Here is a 13,314-nt window from a genome sequence, read left to right as displayed (position 1 = left end):
CCAGCCTACCTTTCACCGCGGCAGGATCCACTCCCCCTTGCCGTCGACCGCCAGGTCTCCTGCCCAGCGCGCGATGTTCCGTCGCGGCAAATCTTCGAACACACCACCGAATCCCGCCAGATCCCGCGCCAGCAATTGCCAGAACACCTCCGCCTCCGCGCGCACCGGCACGAAGCTCGCCGGCGGCGCCGGCGCGTCGCCCGCGAACACCACCGTCCCGCGCCGCATGCCCCAGCCCGCGTGCGCGCCGCAGCGTCCCGCGATCGCGATCGTGCCAGCCACCATGCGCGAGCCCAGGAACTCGCCGGCTTCGCCATGCACCACCACGGTCCCGCGGCGCATGCGATCGCCCAGGCGCGCACCCGCACGCCCGCGCACGACCAGAGTCCCGCCACGCATGCCCTCCATCTCTCCCGCCAGCGCGCCGGCGGCGAAATCGCCGACGCTGCCCTGCACCTGCAGCCGCCCACCGCTCATGGCGCAACCCGCCAGGTCGCGCGCCGAGCCCTGCACGCGCAGCTCGCCGCCGGACATGCCCAGGCCGGCGCAGTCGCCGACATTGCCTTCAACTTCCAGCGATCCGTCCGACAGGGCGGCGCCCAAGAAGTCGAAGCGCCCGAGATCGCCCTCCACCGTCAGGCAAGGCAGAGAGTCGTCCAGGACTTGCGAGAGCACCTCGAACCACTCCCCCACCGGCACGCCCTCGCGCCCGCACGGCAGCAGCACCCGCAGCACCTCTTCGCGGCCCAGCGCCGACAGCGCCGCCGGCAGCAGCGCCCGCGCATCGACCCGCAAGGAAGGCGTCGCGCGCAGCAGCAGCCGGTGCCTCATGGCGCCGCGCCTTCCGGCAGCAACTGGTGCAAGCGGAAATGGAAGGGGCCCAGCTTGCCGCCATAGTTGCCGGCGGTGATGCGGCTGACACCGGCCTGCGCGCCACGCGCGATCACGGCCGCCATCCCCGCCCGCATGGCGGCGGCGACGCTGCCCTCGGTCATGCCGTCGATGACGATCTCCAGCACGCAGCGGACCTCCTCGCCGAGCTCGCTGCGCGCGCGCCCGGCCAGCGAGGGGCAGAAGGCTTCGTTGGTCGAGGCTGGCAGCGAGCTGTACTTGCTGCCCACCTTGGAACCCGAGCGCACCACGCCGCCCGGGAAGGGCAGGATCACGCCCGGCATGCGCATCGCCTGCGCGGCGGCGGTGGCGCCGGCCAGCGCGGCGTCGGTGTCACGGGCCAGCAGCAGCAGGTTGCCGCCGCCCACGCCCTTCACCACGCGCGTGGTCTCCTGCGCGACGAATTCGCCGTCCATGACCGGGATGCGCCAGTAGCGCACGCCGGCGATCACCTTCGCGATCTGCCAGCCGTCGCCGAAGAAGCGCAGGTTGCGCCCCAGCGGCACCGGCTCGCCTTCGCGCAGGCCGGCGAAGATGGCCGTCGTCGGACAGGTCATCACGCACTGGCCGACGCGCCGCTCCACCTGCCGGGCCAGTTCCTTGCCCGAGACGGCGAACAGCAGGATGGACACGCCCGGGCGACCGTCCGGCGTTTCCTGCGGCGACAGCTCGCCTTCGATGCCGCCTTCGCAGCCGCAGCCGATCACCGACGTGGCCATGCCGGTGGCGCTGGTCGCCGCCAGCATGGCCCACATGCGCTCGTGCGCCGTGATCACCAGGCGCGTCGCTTTCATGGCGAAGGCCTCGGCGAAGCCGTCGTCGATCGCAATCCCGTTCACGCGCATCACGGGCTCCTCGGTTCGCAGGCCCAGGCGAACAGCCGCCCTCCGTTGCAGCAGGCGCAGAGTTCGTCACGTCCGATGACGGCGTGGTGGCGATGCAGCCCCAGCGGGGCGTCGCCACGCGCGTCCAGCAGGCGCTGCACGCCGGCATCGAACTGGACCTCGGCAAAGTGGGTGGCGCCCACCGGCGAGGCCCTCACCTCGCCGTCGCGCACCACCGGCTCGCCGTCCTTGTACACCCAGGCAGCATGCGCGAACATGACTTCGGCATTGCCCTGTTCCCGGTAGACGGCCACGTCCGCCGCCGCGCCCGGCCCGAGGTGGCCGCGGTCGCGCAGCCCCAGCAGCCGGGCCGGCGCCGCGCGCGTCATGGTGGCGATCTCCTCCAGGCTCAGCTCGCGCGTGATGTGCTTCAGCGCGGACTGCTCCGCGACTTCCGGGTGCAGGCGGGCCAACTGTTCGTCGCGGAAAGGCTTGTTCATCAGCAGCCGCATCAGGTGCGGATAGCTGGTGAAGGGCGCGCCGTTCGGGTGGTCGGTGGTCAGCACCACCCGCCACGGGTCGCGCACCTGCAGGAACAGCTCCAGCCCGATGCTCCATTGCAGCGCGTTCACGTAGCTCTGCTCCCGGTAGCGAAAGGGCAGCACCCCGCAGCCCGAGTCGCCATCGAGATCAGCCAGGACCGCCTTGTGCGGACTGGCGAAATCCACGTTCGCGTACTGGCGCATGGTGTCCGCCGAGGCCGTGACAGTCTGGCCGAACAGCACCTGCCCGATGTCGATGGAGCAGTTCGGGTGGGCATCCAGCGCCTCGGCCAGCTCCAGCGCGGCGGAGGAGAACTTGTGCGGCCCTTCGGTGCCGTAACTGTGGAACTGCACGTGCGTCAAATGCCCCGGCAGGCCTTCCAGGGCGTCCATGGTCGCCAGCGTGGAGGCGATGTTGCCCGCGACCCCGAGATTGCTGCAGTGGATGTGCAGCGGATGCGCGAGCCCCAGGTCGTGCACGGCCCGCGCCAGTGCGCGGATCACCTGCCGCGGCGTCACTCCCCAATGCACGTGCGCTTCGTCGACATCCAGCTTGCGCTGGTTGAACTTGAAGGCCGAGATGCCGGCGGGGTTCACGACCTTCACGCCCAGGGCCTTGGTCGCGTGCACTACCCAGCCGACGTAGTCGCGCACGAGCTGCGGGTCCGCACCCTGGGCCAGCAGTTCGAGCAGGGTCTCGTCGTTGCCCAGCATCACGTAGGCGCCGTGGTCGACGATGGGCACGTCGCCCATCTGCAAGTGCGCCTGGCGCGCATCGCTGGCGGCCATGGCCGGCTCGAACACCGAGGTGTAGCCCATTTCCGCGTAGTGCCTGCCGGTGGCCAGGGCGCTGGGCGTGCACTGGTGGCGGGGCAGCAGCAGGCGCGCGAGGTTCACCTTGCCGCCACCGATGTGGCTATGGAGGTCGATGCCGCCGGCCAGCACGATGCAGCCGCTGGCGTCGATCTCCTCATCCACCGCAGCGCGTGGATCGAGCTCGGCGATGCGGCCATCGCGCATGACGACGTCGCGCACTTCGCCGGCGATGCCGTTGGCCGGGTCGAACACGCGGCCGCCGCGCAGGCGCCGCGTGCTCATGGCAACGCCTCCAGCAGGCTCGCGGCAACGCGGTCCACGCCAGGCAGGGCGTCATCGCGCGCCGCCACCAGCGGGACGACCGTGCCATCGGTCCGGAACAGGTGGCCGGCCGCGTTCAGTCCCGGCGTCGCGACCGGCAGGAACACGCAATCGCGTGCGGCACCGGCCTGGCGCAGACGCGGCCCCATGCCGGGCGGCCCGAGGACGACGCGCGGCAGGTCCGCAACGGATGGCAGCCGCTCGGGCGTCCAGCTCCAAGTCCACAGCAGGCCATCGACCGCACCATCGGCCAGCAGGCGCTCGCCGGCGAAGCGGACCGGGTCGTGTTCCGGGTCGGCGGCCTGCAGGCGCGTGCGCAGCGGCAGCCCCGACAGCCAGGTGAAGGCCTGCTGCGCGGTGGCCGCGCCATCGCTGCCGCCCAAGGCAAAGCTGGCCGCGCGTGTCTCCCGGTTCAGCAACATGACGATGCGATGGAGCATCTCCACCGCCAGCGCGCCCTGGCGCGGCAAAGCGGCCGCTTCCCAGACCAGTACCGCGTAGCGCGCCGCTCGCAGCGCTTGCGCCAGGCCGGCAAGCTCTTGATCGGCATGGCGACAGGTCGCTGCGCCGACCAGCGTCGCCAGCTGTTGCAGGTCGGCAAGCAGGTCGCCGGAGCCCGCGATGCGCGGCGTCTCCATATGCGCGGGCAGTTGCGTGGGCGGCTCGGCCCCGAGAAAGACCAGCCGGCGGCAAGGCGTGTCGTCCCGGTCCAGGCCGCAGCGCCGGAAGAACTCCGGGTAATGGGTGACCGCGTCCGTCCCCACGCACACGAGCAGGTCGGCACGCGCGCGGATTTCCGCCAGCGTCGTGTGGAACTGGCCGCGATCCTGCAGCGCGCGCAGGCCCGCAGCCAGCGCCTCGCCGTCCGCGTGGTCGCAGATGGCGCCCGTGCGCAAGGCCAGGCGGAACAAGGCGCGAACGCCGGCCAGGTCGGTGCCGAGGCCGCCGAAAAGCGGCTGGCGCCACTGCGCCAGGCGGCGCGCGGCCTCGGCCAGGCCAGCTTCCAAAGACGCCACCGCGCCGTCGACAAAGGCTTCGGGCTGCCCGCGGGACTGGTGCGCGACGAGGCCGGCGCGGGCGCGCGGGCAATCGCTGCCGTCCAGCACGAGCGCACCCTCGCGCGACGCCAGCGCGAAGCCGTCGCACAGCAGCGAACAGAAGGGACAGGTCCACTCCACGCTGCCGACGCGCAAGCGTTGTGCCAGCCTGCAACGGCCTTATCGACTGCGCCTGTGGAACAGTGTGTGGCGTGCGGTGCTGGCACGCTTCATGAATCGTCCCGTCCATGGCCGGACACAACGAGGGTGCCGTCGTGCAAGGCGCTGGCCACCAGCCAGCCCGCCGCGCCCGCGGCGGAAGCGGCGCGCAGGTCCTGCGCGTCGCGCACGCCGCCGGCCCCGACCCAGTGCCGGTCGGGCGACAAGGCGCGCAAGCGGGAGAACGTCGACAGGTCGGGCCCGCTGGCGGCGCCGACGCGGTCGAGCGTCATCACGATCACCGTGCCCGGCCAGGCCTGCGGCCGTTGCCAGCTGCCGGACGGATCCAGCGGCCGCTCCAGCCGCGAGTCGAGCGACAGGATGGCGTGCGGGTCCGCGCCCAGTTCGTCCAGGTCGGCGGCCCCGGCCAGGGTTTCGCTGCCGTACACGGGCCGCAGCCTTGCCGCCGCAGCGCCGAGGTCGGCCCGCAGCGTGCGCACCGATGCGGGCCCGGTGAAGCCCGCATCGAGCCAGATGCTGAGATCGGGTTCGCCGTGCAGCAGGTCGGCCAGCACCTTCACCTGCGGCGCGCCGCCCTGGATCGCGTCGAGGTCGGCGACGTACAGCACCGGTTCGCGCCCCGGCACTGGCGGCGCCGCCTTGCGCAAGGCCAGCGCGACGTCGCAGGGCGCGCTGCCCTCCACCAGCCGCGAGACGATGGGCCGGTAGGCGTGGCGCTCGCCGCGCACGCCGCGCACCACTTCGCCACGCATCAGATCGATCACCGGGATCACCCGCGTCGTAAAGCTCATGGTCCGCATCCTTGTCTATGAGCCGCTGAGTGCCGGCGACGCGGCGACGGTCGAGAGTCTCGGCCGCGGCAGCGCTGCCCATCTCGACATGCTGGACGCCGGACTGGCCATGCGCAATGCCGTGGCCGGTGACCTCGTGCGCATCCCCGGCATTCAAGTCTCGCTGGCGACGGGCGAGCAAGAGGCAGGCCATGCCATCCATGGCAGCCGCGCGCTCACGCCGCGGCCCGGCGAAGGCGCGCCCGAATTCCTGCGTAGCCAGGCGCCGCTGCACGACTTCTGCTGGGTCGTGGCGCCGGAGACCGGCGGCCTGCTGCTGCGCCTGCACGCAGCCGTGGGCGCGCAACGCTGGATCGGCTGCAGCGCCGCTGCGATCCGCATCGCTGCCAGCAAGAAGGCCACGTGTGCCGCGCTGGATGCGGCAGGCATCGCGACACCGCTGGCGTTCAGCGGCGATTCGTGGATCGTGAAGCCCGACGACGGCGCCGGCACCTTGCAGACACGCCGGTACGCGACGCGCGCGGCCGCCGAGGAAGACCTGCAGGCGCGGCTGCAAGCCGGACGCTCCGCGCTGCTGCAGCCCTTCGTAGCCGGCGAGCCGCTGTCGATCGCAATCGTCGTCGGTCCGGTTCTTGCACGGCCCGTGGCGTTCAACCGGCAAAGGCTGGAGACCGACGGCGACGGCTGGCTGCACGACCTGGGCGTGCAGCCGGCGGCCCTGGACCCGGCCGGCCCGCGCGCGGCGCAGCTGCAGGCGCTGGCCGAACGCGTGGCTGCCGCCCTGCCGGGGCTGCGGGGCTACGTCGGCGTCGACGTGGTGTGGAACGAAAGGAAGGGACCGGTGGTCATCGAAGTGAATCCGCGCGTGACCTGCGCCTATGCGGGACTGTCCGCGATCCTGCAGCGCAACCTCGCGGTCGACATCCTCGCCGCCCACGGATGCAAGCCGGGGCGGCAACTGGCGGGCCATGCCGCCACGTAAGGGCGCAAGCCTGCAACTGGGCTGGGACATCGGCGGCGCCCACGTGAAGGCCTGCGTGCTGGCGGACGGGGCGCTCAGCGACATCGCACAGTGGCCCTGCCCGCTGTGGCAAGGCCTGCCTCACCTGGACGCGGCGCTGGAGCAGGCGCGCTCGCGCTGGCCCGCGGCGTGGCAGGCCGGGGCGCGCCACGCGGCCACCATGACCGGCGAGATGGTCGACCTGTTCGCCGACCGCGGCCAGGGCGTGGCCCGCATCGCCACGCACCTGGAAGCGGCACTGGCCGGCGACATCCGCCTCTTCGATGGCGACGGCGGCTGGCGCGCGCCACCTGAAGCCGCGGCGCACTGGCGCGGCATCGCCTCCGCCAACTGGTCGGCGACGGCTCGCGTGCTGGCGCCGCGCGCAGGCGACGCCGTGCTGGTCGACATCGGCAGCACGACCACCGATCTCGTTCCCCTGCGCGGCGGCCGCGTGGCAGCGCGCGGCACGAACGACGCCGAGCGCCTCGCCACCGGCGAGCTGGTCTACCACGGCGTCGTGCGTACCCCGCTGTGCGCCCTGGGCCCGCGCGTGCAGTGGCGCGGCGAACGCATCAACGTCATGAACGAATTCTTCGCGAGCACGGCCGACATCTACCGGCTCACCGGCGAACTCGATCCCGCTCACGACCAGGCGCCGGCCGCGAACGGCCAGGGCAAGGACGCCGTCGCGACCCGCCAGCGCCTGGCCCGCATGGTCGGGCGCGATGCCGCCGATGCGAGCGCGGACGACTGGCTCGCGCTGGCTGCGTGGTGGCGCCAGGCACAGCTGCGCGAGATCGGGATGCAGCTGGAGCGCGTCTGCGCGGAGGCGGATGTTCTTGCCAATGCGCCCATCATCGGCGCCGGCTGCGGCGCCTTCCTCGCGGCGCAACTGGCGCGCCGCCTGGGCCGGCCCTACCGGCGCTATGCCGAGGTCGCCTTGCCAGCGCCGCCAGCCGATACCGCGCTCGCCGGCTGGGCCGACGTCTGCGCGCCCGCCGTCTCGGTGGCCTTGCTGGCCTGGGGCTGAGCCATGTGGATCGTCAAGCTGGGAGGCAGCCTCGCACACGACCTGCGGCTCGTGCCGTGGCTGGCCATGCTGGCCGAACTGGGCGGCGGCCGCGTCACGGTCGTGCCCGGCGGCGGCATCTTCGCCGACGCGGTGCGCAATTCGCAGCAGCATTGGCGCTTCGCCGACCTGCCCGCGCACAACATGGCGGTGCTGGCGATGGCGCAGACGGCCCACCTGTTCCATGCGCTGGAGCCGCGGCTGGCACTGGCCGCCGACGAAGACGGCATCCGCCGGACCTTGCACGCCGGCCAGCCGGCGCTGTGGCTGCCCAGCATGGTGTTGCGCGATGCGCCGGACCTCCTCACCAGCTGGGAAGTCACCAGCGACAGCCTCGCGCTGTGGCTGGCACGCCTGCTCAATGCGGAACGGCTGGTGGTCGTGAAAGCCTGCAAGCTGCTGCCCGGCAGCTCGCTGGCGCAGCTTGGCGCGGATGGCGTGCTCGATGCGCGCTTCGACCAGTGGTCGCGCGATGCGCCCTTCCCGATCGAGGTGGTCGATGCCGACGCGGTCGAGGCCATGCGCGATGCGCTGCTGGGCGGCACGAGCGCGCGGCCGCCGGTGGCAGCGCCGCTTCCGGCTTCGGCGCTGGCGGGCTCAGGCGGCGGCCGGCAAAGGGGCGCGCGCACCCGCCGCAAGCCGGCGCCTTAGCTCGCGAACCCGGCGGCCATCGAGCGCCGCGGCGCGCTCGCCGTGCGTCAGGGCACCGCGGAAGCCTGCGATGTCGGGTGCCAGCGCCCGCAGCGCAGGCGCGTCCTCCATGCGCAAGGAGCCGGCGAGGCCAGCCAATCGGCCGCTCGAACGCACGGCGGCGATGAACCCGGAAAGTTCGGGCAGCGGCACGCGCCGCAGCAGGCTGCCGCCGCCCTTGTCCGCCGTGTCCACCATCAGCGCCGGGAAGGCGCGGCCACGCAGCGCATGGTCAAGCAGGCTGGCATTGATGCCAGCATCGGCCACCAGCACCGGTACGACGGTGGCTCCACAGTCGGCCAACGCATCGAGCAGCGCGCCGCCGCCCGGCCACACGCCCACCTTGACGTAATCGACATCGCAGGCTGCGACGCCCTGCACGCGCCGCAGGATTTCCTCGATGGCCGACGCGGGCAGGTCGCCCGTCGTGGCACTGAGCGGCAGGCCCGGGTAGCGCGCCCGCAGCACGGCCACGACCTGCGCGATGCGCTCTATGGTCAAGGCGCCGAGCGCGCCCGCGGCCGGGTCCTTCAGGTCGACCAGGTCCGCGCCGGCGTCGGCCGCACACAGCGCTTCGTCGACGTCGCGCACGCTCGCCAGCAGCTGCATCATCAGGCCTCCCCCAGCGCCGGCGCGAAATGCCGCGCCACGGCCTGCTGCAACCAGCCCCAGGCCTCCCGCTCCAGCGGGCCGGCGGTCTTGTCGATGGCGATCTGCAGGTAGGCCATCTCGGTCTCGATCTTTTCGCGCGGCAGCAGGTGCAGCCGGCTCGCCAGCACCGAACCCTCCACCACTGCAGCCTGCGCGCGGTTGAAGCCGGCGAAGGTGGCGTGGTGCTCCTCGTGCACGCGCACCAGGCGCAGGGTCGGGCGCTGCGTGTCGTCGTCGGCCACGGCCAGCCGCAGCAGCACATGCGCGTCCGCGCAGGCCAGGCGCACGGCGCCGCTGGCGGCTTCCACCGGCAGCGTGGGCCAGTCCTTGCGGCCGGTGACGCAGCCGGCGAACACGCGCACGTCGGTCACCGTGTTCAGCACCGCGGTGCGCGTGGCCAGCAGGTTGTCCAGCGTGCGCGAGGGCCGGAAGGGCTTGAGCACCACTTCGTCCTCCACGTAGCGCACGCCCATGGGCGCCACGTGCACGGCGCCACCCGGCGCGCAGGTGGTGATGACGACCTCGAAGATGCGATCGTTCATGGCAGGCCTCCATCGGTCGCGCAGCCCCAGTCCAGCGGCTGGTCCTGCACGTAACGCTTGCCGAGCTGCCAGGCGATCTGCGCCCTGGCCGTTTCCACGCCCATGTAGAAGGCGTGGCTGGCGTCGTGTTCGAGGTGCAGCTGCGGCCACAGCACGAAAGGGTCGCGCGCCAGCCGCAGCCCCTCGCGGTTGTAGACGTGCACGCCTTGCTGCGAGACCTGCACGCGGAAGTTGGGGTCGCGCACCTCTCGTGCGATGGCGGCGATCTCCTCCGGCTCGTCCGGGAAGGGACTACGGGCGTGCACCGTCATCAGCTGGTCGCTAAGGCCCTTGGGCAGCGTCTGCTGCGAGACCGCCACATGCATGATGCGCCGCGCCCAGTCCGCTTCGCGCACGGCACGCCGCGTATGCGGGCTGACCTGCGTGGTGAGGACGGCGCTGGCGCCCAGTTCGGCGGCGATCCCGAGCAGCACCGCGTTGATGCCGGTGGTGTCGGCTTCCACCAGCTCCGTGATGTTGCCTACGCCCATCAGGATCGGCGCTTCGGGATGGCGCTCGCGCAGGCGGTGGTAGCGCACCAGGGAAGCGAGCAAGCCGTAGGGAATGGGATCGAGGATGGTGTCGGCCAGGAAGGGCCGGCCAGCGGCCTGCATCTGCTCTATCGCTTCGTACAGCGAAGCTTCGTCCTGCGGCGTGCGCCCGATCAGCACCGGCGTGGCGGCGACCTCCTCCGCGATCCACAGCGTGTCCAGCGTCAGGCTCAGGAGATAGTCCGCGCCGGCCCGGCCGCCGCGCAGCAGTTCCTGCGGGTCCAGCGAATCGACGCTGACGCGCAGGCCGCGCTCCTTCAGCGCGCGCACGCTGTCTTCCAGCTGCGGGAAAGGCGTGTCGGGCAGGCAGCCCAGGTCGATGACGTCGGCGCCGTCCGCCCGATGCCCGAGGGCGCGCTGCACGATCGCATCCACGGTCAGCCGGGGCGCGTCGACGATCTCCGCGAAGATCGCGATGCCGTAGTCATCCAGCGCGATGGGGCGCGACTCCCGGCGGAAGAAGGCCGGCAAGTCCTTCAGTTCCTCGGGCCCGCGCTGCACCGGCACGCCCAGGTGCGCGGCCAGTTCTTCCACGTCGCCGCGGCAACGTCCCGGCAGCAGGACACGGTCGGCGTTCACCGGCAACGCCAGCCGTCGCTTCACCATGTCCGCCGTCATCAGGCCGGCCACCTGCAAGCCGATCTCGCGCACCTCCCAAGTGAAAGGCGCGTCGTCCCCCGCGGGCGCGAGCTGCGCCAGCACACGCTTCAGGGCCGGCTCCGCGAGCCGGCCGGTCAGGAAGAGGATGTGCTCCATGCGAGGGACAGCGCCCGCAGCCTTTCATCCAGGGCCGATTCAAGCTCGGCGACCGAGCAGGCCACCTGGCAATGCTCGAAGGCCCGCAGCCGCTCCACATTCTCGAACTCGATGCGGCGCGGACGCAAGGTGACCAGGTCGCGCGGGGCGCGCGTGATCACCACCGGCTCGGTGTCGCAGGCGAACACCAGGCTGGCGATGCCCAGCTTGCCGGCCTGCGCGAACATGTTGGTCGGCAAGGTGTCGCTGATGCCGAAGGCGCATTTCGCCACCGTGTTGCTGGTGGCCGGTGCCACCACCAGCGTGTGGTAACGCTCGTGGTACAGGAAACCCACCGGCACCGCGCTGGCACTGCGGTCGGTGAAAATGCGGAAGTGTTCGCGCAAGACCTCTAGCCGCAGGCCGTACATGGGCAGGATCTCTTCGGCCGCGGCGGACAGGAACAGGTCCACCTGCGGCAGCCGCTGCGCCAGCGCCAGCGCCTCGGGCAGCAGGTGGCCCGAGCCGGTGAGCGCCCAGGCGAAGCGGCCGGCCCCCGGCGCGCTCAACCGTTGTGCGTCACCGGGATGCGCAGCCTGTGCATGCGGCGGTACAGAGTGTTGCGGCTCACGCCCAGCGACTTCGCCACGTGGCTCACGTTCCACCGCTGGCTCTCCAGCACGTTCAGCAGCGAGGCCCGCTCCTCCGCGTCCTGTGGCGACAGGAAGGCTTCCTCGGGCGCGCCCGGCGCGCCGGCGGCCGCGGCCACCGAAGCCGGCACGTTCAGCGAGGGGAAGTGTTCCAGGCCCAGGGCCGCGCCCGCCGCCAGCGCCACTGCGCTGCGCAGCACGTGGTGCAGTTGCCGAAGGTTGCCGGGCCATGGATGGTGCAGCAGCAAGTCCCAGGCCGCAGGCGTCAGGGCGGCGTCGGCCCGGCCCTCTTCGACCAGCAGGTTGCGGATGATCTCGGCGCGGTCGCCGCGTTCGCGCAGCGGCGGCAGTTCCAGCTCGATGCCGGCCAGCCGGTAATAGAGATCCTGCCGAAACTCGCCTTCGGCCACCATCTCCGCCAGGTTGCGGTGGCTCGCGCTGATCAGCTGGAAGTCGATGGGCCGCGGCTCGTCGGTGCCCAGCGGCGTGACCATGCGTTCGTCCAGCACGCGCAGCAGCCGGGCCTGCAGCGGCAGCGGCATGTCGCCGATCTCGTCGAGGAACAAGGTGCCGCCATCGGACTGCGCGATCTTGCCGCGGCGGCCGCCCTTCTCGGCGCCGGTGAAGGCACCGGCGCGATAGCCGAACAGCTCGGACTCGATCAGCGACTCCGGCAGGCTCGCGCAATTGATCGCCACGAAGGGGCCGCCAGTGCGGTTGCCGGACGCATGGACGGCACGCGCGAAGACTTCCTTGCCGGCGCCGGTTTCGGCGCGCAGCAGCAGCGGCGTGCCGCCGGCGACCACGCGCCGCGCCGTGGCCAGGTGCGCGACCAGCCGCGGGTCGCCAAAAGTCGCGGCCGGCATCGCATGGCCCGGCGGCCGCGGACGCGCGGGCGGCTGCACGCGCGGCGCGATCGGCGGCACCTGCGCGCCGGTAATGCGTGGCGTGCCCTCTTCATGCACAGGCTGCCGCGCGACCGCGAAGAAGCGGTTCGCCGCATTGGCGCGATAGGTGACGATGGGGTGGAAGGCGGCGCGCTGGCTGCGTTCCAGCATGTCGTCCAGCGTGGTCTGGAACACCTGCTCCAGCGGCTTGCCGCGCAATTCCGTCGGCGTCGCACCGAGTTGCGTCAACGCGCTCTGGTTGGCCGCCAGGATGCGGCCGCCGTCGTCCACCACCAGCTTGCCTTCGTGCAGCGTGTAGACGAACTCGGGCCGGCTGTGGAAGTGGATCGGATGGGCGTCGCGGAAACGCGCGTCGATCAGGCGGTTCTCGATCATGCGCGCCGTCATGTTCAGCAGCACCAGCAGGTGGTTCTGCGGATGGATGGAACGGCTGCTGACGTCGAGCACCGCGGTCATCTGCCCCGCCGGGTCGTACACCGGCACCGCCGTGCAGGTGAGTCCCGTGTACTGGCTCTGGAAATGGTCCGCCTGCTGCACGACCACCGGCCCGGCCTGGGCCACGCAGGTGCCCATGCCGTTGGTGCCGACCTCGGCCTCGCTCCACACCGCGCCCAGCGACAGCCCGAGCGGCTGCGCGAGCCGCTCGAACTCCTGCGAGATCACCATGTGCAGGATGACGCCCTCCGTGTCGGTGAGCACCACCGCCAGCGCCGGGTCGCCCAGTTGCTGGTACAGGGTGGTCATCTCGTAGCGCGCGCATTCGATGACGGTGGCCATGCGGCGCTGGCGCCCCGGCAGGTCGACGCCGCCCAGCACCGGCGGCAGGCGCCGCTGGCTGGGATCGAGACCATGCTGCTGGACGCAGCGAGCCCACGACTGGGCCACCACGTCGTTCGAGGCATGGAGGATCTCGCCGCGCACGACATCGAAGACTCGATGCGCGTGGTCAAGCGCTTCGGAAACAGGCATGGTTGCCCCCTCGCTCCCTCTGCGGCCGGACGGTACCGGGCAGTCCGTGGCATTCTGGAACAGTCTGTGGCGGCCTGCACTAGGGATTGAGGCAGTAGCCGCCGA

13 protein-coding genes are annotated in these 13,314 nt (G+C 71.8%); 3 read left to right on the top strand and 10 right to left on the bottom strand.

Features of this window, described 5'->3' with window-relative positions; translation table 11 throughout:
* Positions 1-12: 12 nt before the first annotated feature.
* The 5 genes from HHL11_RS17745 to HHL11_RS17725 form a co-directional block, all read right to left on the bottom strand.
* The gene (locus HHL11_RS17745; RefSeq protein ID WP_169419680.1) at positions 13-831 is read right to left on the bottom strand and encodes a formylmethanofuran dehydrogenase subunit C; all 819 of its coding nucleotides are present in this window, start codon (positions 829-831) and stop codon (positions 13-15) included.
* Complete coding sequence (gene fhcD / locus HHL11_RS17740) at positions 828-1,736, bottom strand: formylmethanofuran--tetrahydromethanopterin N-formyltransferase (protein ID WP_169419679.1); 909 nt, start codon at positions 1,734-1,736, stop codon at positions 828-830. The genes HHL11_RS17745 and fhcD overlap by 4 nt, the downstream gene beginning before the upstream one ends.
* On the bottom strand, positions 1,736-3,355 hold the full coding sequence (locus HHL11_RS17735; protein ID WP_169419678.1) for a formylmethanofuran dehydrogenase subunit A: 1,620 nt from the start codon (positions 3,353-3,355) through the stop codon (positions 1,736-1,738). The genes fhcD and HHL11_RS17735 overlap by 1 nt, the downstream gene beginning before the upstream one ends.
* The gene (locus tag HHL11_RS17730; protein WP_240980102.1) at positions 3,352-4,587 is read right to left on the bottom strand and encodes a molybdopterin-binding domain-containing protein; all 1,236 of its coding nucleotides are present in this window, start codon (positions 4,585-4,587) and stop codon (positions 3,352-3,354) included. Before HHL11_RS17730 ends, HHL11_RS17735 begins: the two co-directional genes overlap by 4 nt.
* A gap of 74 nt (positions 4,588-4,661) precedes the next feature.
* Positions 4,662-5,402 carry a HisA/HisF-related TIM barrel protein gene (locus HHL11_RS17725; protein WP_169419677.1) on the bottom strand — a complete coding sequence of 247 codons (741 nt, stop codon included), beginning with the start codon at positions 5,400-5,402 and terminating at the stop codon, positions 4,662-4,664.
* Here HHL11_RS17725 and HHL11_RS17720 point away from each other — a divergent pair.
* The 3 genes from HHL11_RS17720 to HHL11_RS17710 are packed head-to-tail and all read left to right on the top strand — an operon-like array spanning position 5,401 to position 8,125.
* Entirely contained in the window at positions 5,401-6,384 is a 984-nt protein-coding gene (locus tag HHL11_RS17720; RefSeq protein WP_169419676.1) for an ATP-grasp domain-containing protein, read from the top strand. The genes HHL11_RS17725 and HHL11_RS17720 overlap by 2 nt on opposite strands.
* Entirely contained in the window at positions 6,371-7,435 is a 1,065-nt protein-coding gene (locus HHL11_RS17715) for a hydantoinase/oxoprolinase family protein (protein ID WP_169419675.1), read from the top strand. The genes HHL11_RS17720 and HHL11_RS17715 overlap by 14 nt, the downstream gene beginning before the upstream one ends.
* A 3-nt stretch (positions 7,436-7,438) precedes the next feature.
* The gene (locus HHL11_RS17710) at positions 7,439-8,125 is read left to right on the top strand and encodes an amino acid kinase family protein (protein ID WP_342593232.1); all 687 of its coding nucleotides are present in this window, start codon (positions 7,439-7,441) and stop codon (positions 8,123-8,125) included.
* Here the strand turns inward: HHL11_RS17710 and HHL11_RS17705 are convergent.
* The 5 genes from HHL11_RS17705 to HHL11_RS17685 are packed head-to-tail and all read right to left on the bottom strand — an operon-like array spanning position 8,072 to position 13,209.
* Positions 8,072-8,776, bottom strand: coding sequence for a (5-formylfuran-3-yl)methyl phosphate synthase (locus HHL11_RS17705; RefSeq protein ID WP_240980101.1), 705 nt, complete (start codon positions 8,774-8,776; stop codon positions 8,072-8,074). The two genes, HHL11_RS17710 and HHL11_RS17705, sit on opposite strands and share 54 nt — an antisense overlap.
* Complete coding sequence (locus tag HHL11_RS17700; protein WP_169419674.1) at positions 8,776-9,357, bottom strand: DUF447 domain-containing protein; 582 nt, start codon at positions 9,355-9,357, stop codon at positions 8,776-8,778. The genes HHL11_RS17705 and HHL11_RS17700 overlap by 1 nt, the downstream gene beginning before the upstream one ends.
* A complete protein-coding gene (locus HHL11_RS17695; protein WP_169419673.1) occupies positions 9,354-10,703 on the bottom strand; it encodes a DUF6513 domain-containing protein in 1,350 nt (449 codons plus the stop codon). Before HHL11_RS17695 ends, HHL11_RS17700 begins: the two co-directional genes overlap by 4 nt.
* Positions 10,682-11,251, bottom strand: a complete 570-nt coding sequence (locus tag HHL11_RS17690) for a flavoprotein (RefSeq protein ID WP_205964301.1) — start codon at positions 11,249-11,251, stop codon at positions 10,682-10,684. The genes HHL11_RS17695 and HHL11_RS17690 overlap by 22 nt, the downstream gene beginning before the upstream one ends.
* Entirely contained in the window at positions 11,248-13,209 is a 1,962-nt protein-coding gene (locus tag HHL11_RS17685; RefSeq protein WP_169419671.1) for a sigma-54-dependent Fis family transcriptional regulator, read from the bottom strand. Before HHL11_RS17685 ends, HHL11_RS17690 begins: the two co-directional genes overlap by 4 nt.
* Positions 13,210-13,314: the final 105 nt, after the last annotated feature.

The sequence above is a fragment of the Ramlibacter agri genome, assembly GCF_012927085.1.
Taxonomy (GTDB): Bacteria; Pseudomonadota; Gammaproteobacteria; order Burkholderiales; family Burkholderiaceae_C; genus Ramlibacter; species Ramlibacter agri.
This window is presented reverse-complemented; position numbering and strand designations above follow the sequence as displayed.

Excerpts from the sequence above, each read along its gene's own strand:
- HHL11_RS17735 (WP_169419678.1), bottom strand. The coding sequence starts at position 3,355 with ATGAGCACGCGGCGCCTGCGCGGCGGCCGCGTGTTCGACCCGGCCAAC.
- HHL11_RS17700 (WP_169419674.1), bottom strand. The coding sequence starts at position 9,357 with ATGAACGATCGCATCTTCGAGGTCGTCATCACCACCTGCGCGCCGGGT.
- HHL11_RS17705 (WP_240980101.1), bottom strand. The coding sequence starts at position 8,776 with ATGATGCAGCTGCTGGCGAGCGTGCGCGACGTCGACGAAGCGCTGTGT.
- HHL11_RS17710 (WP_342593232.1), top strand. The coding sequence starts at position 7,439 with ATGTGGATCGTCAAGCTGGGAGGCAGCCTCGCACACGACCTGCGGCTC.
- HHL11_RS17695 (WP_169419673.1), bottom strand. The coding sequence starts at position 10,703 with ATGGAGCACATCCTCTTCCTGACCGGCCGGCTCGCGGAGCCGGCCCTG.
- HHL11_RS17715 (WP_169419675.1), top strand. The coding sequence starts at position 6,371 with ATGCCGCCACGTAAGGGCGCAAGCCTGCAACTGGGCTGGGACATCGGC.
- HHL11_RS17725 (WP_169419677.1), bottom strand. The coding sequence starts at position 5,402 with ATGAGCTTTACGACGCGGGTGATCCCGGTGATCGATCTGATGCGTGGC.
- fhcD (WP_169419679.1), bottom strand. The coding sequence starts at position 1,736 with ATGCGCGTGAACGGGATTGCGATCGACGACGGCTTCGCCGAGGCCTTC.
- HHL11_RS17685 (WP_169419671.1), bottom strand. The coding sequence starts at position 13,209 with ATGCCTGTTTCCGAAGCGCTTGACCACGCGCATCGAGTCTTCGATGTC.
- HHL11_RS17745 (WP_169419680.1), bottom strand. The coding sequence starts at position 831 with ATGAGGCACCGGCTGCTGCTGCGCGCGACGCCTTCCTTGCGGGTCGAT.
- HHL11_RS17720 (WP_169419676.1), top strand. The coding sequence starts at position 5,401 with ATGGTCCGCATCCTTGTCTATGAGCCGCTGAGTGCCGGCGACGCGGCG.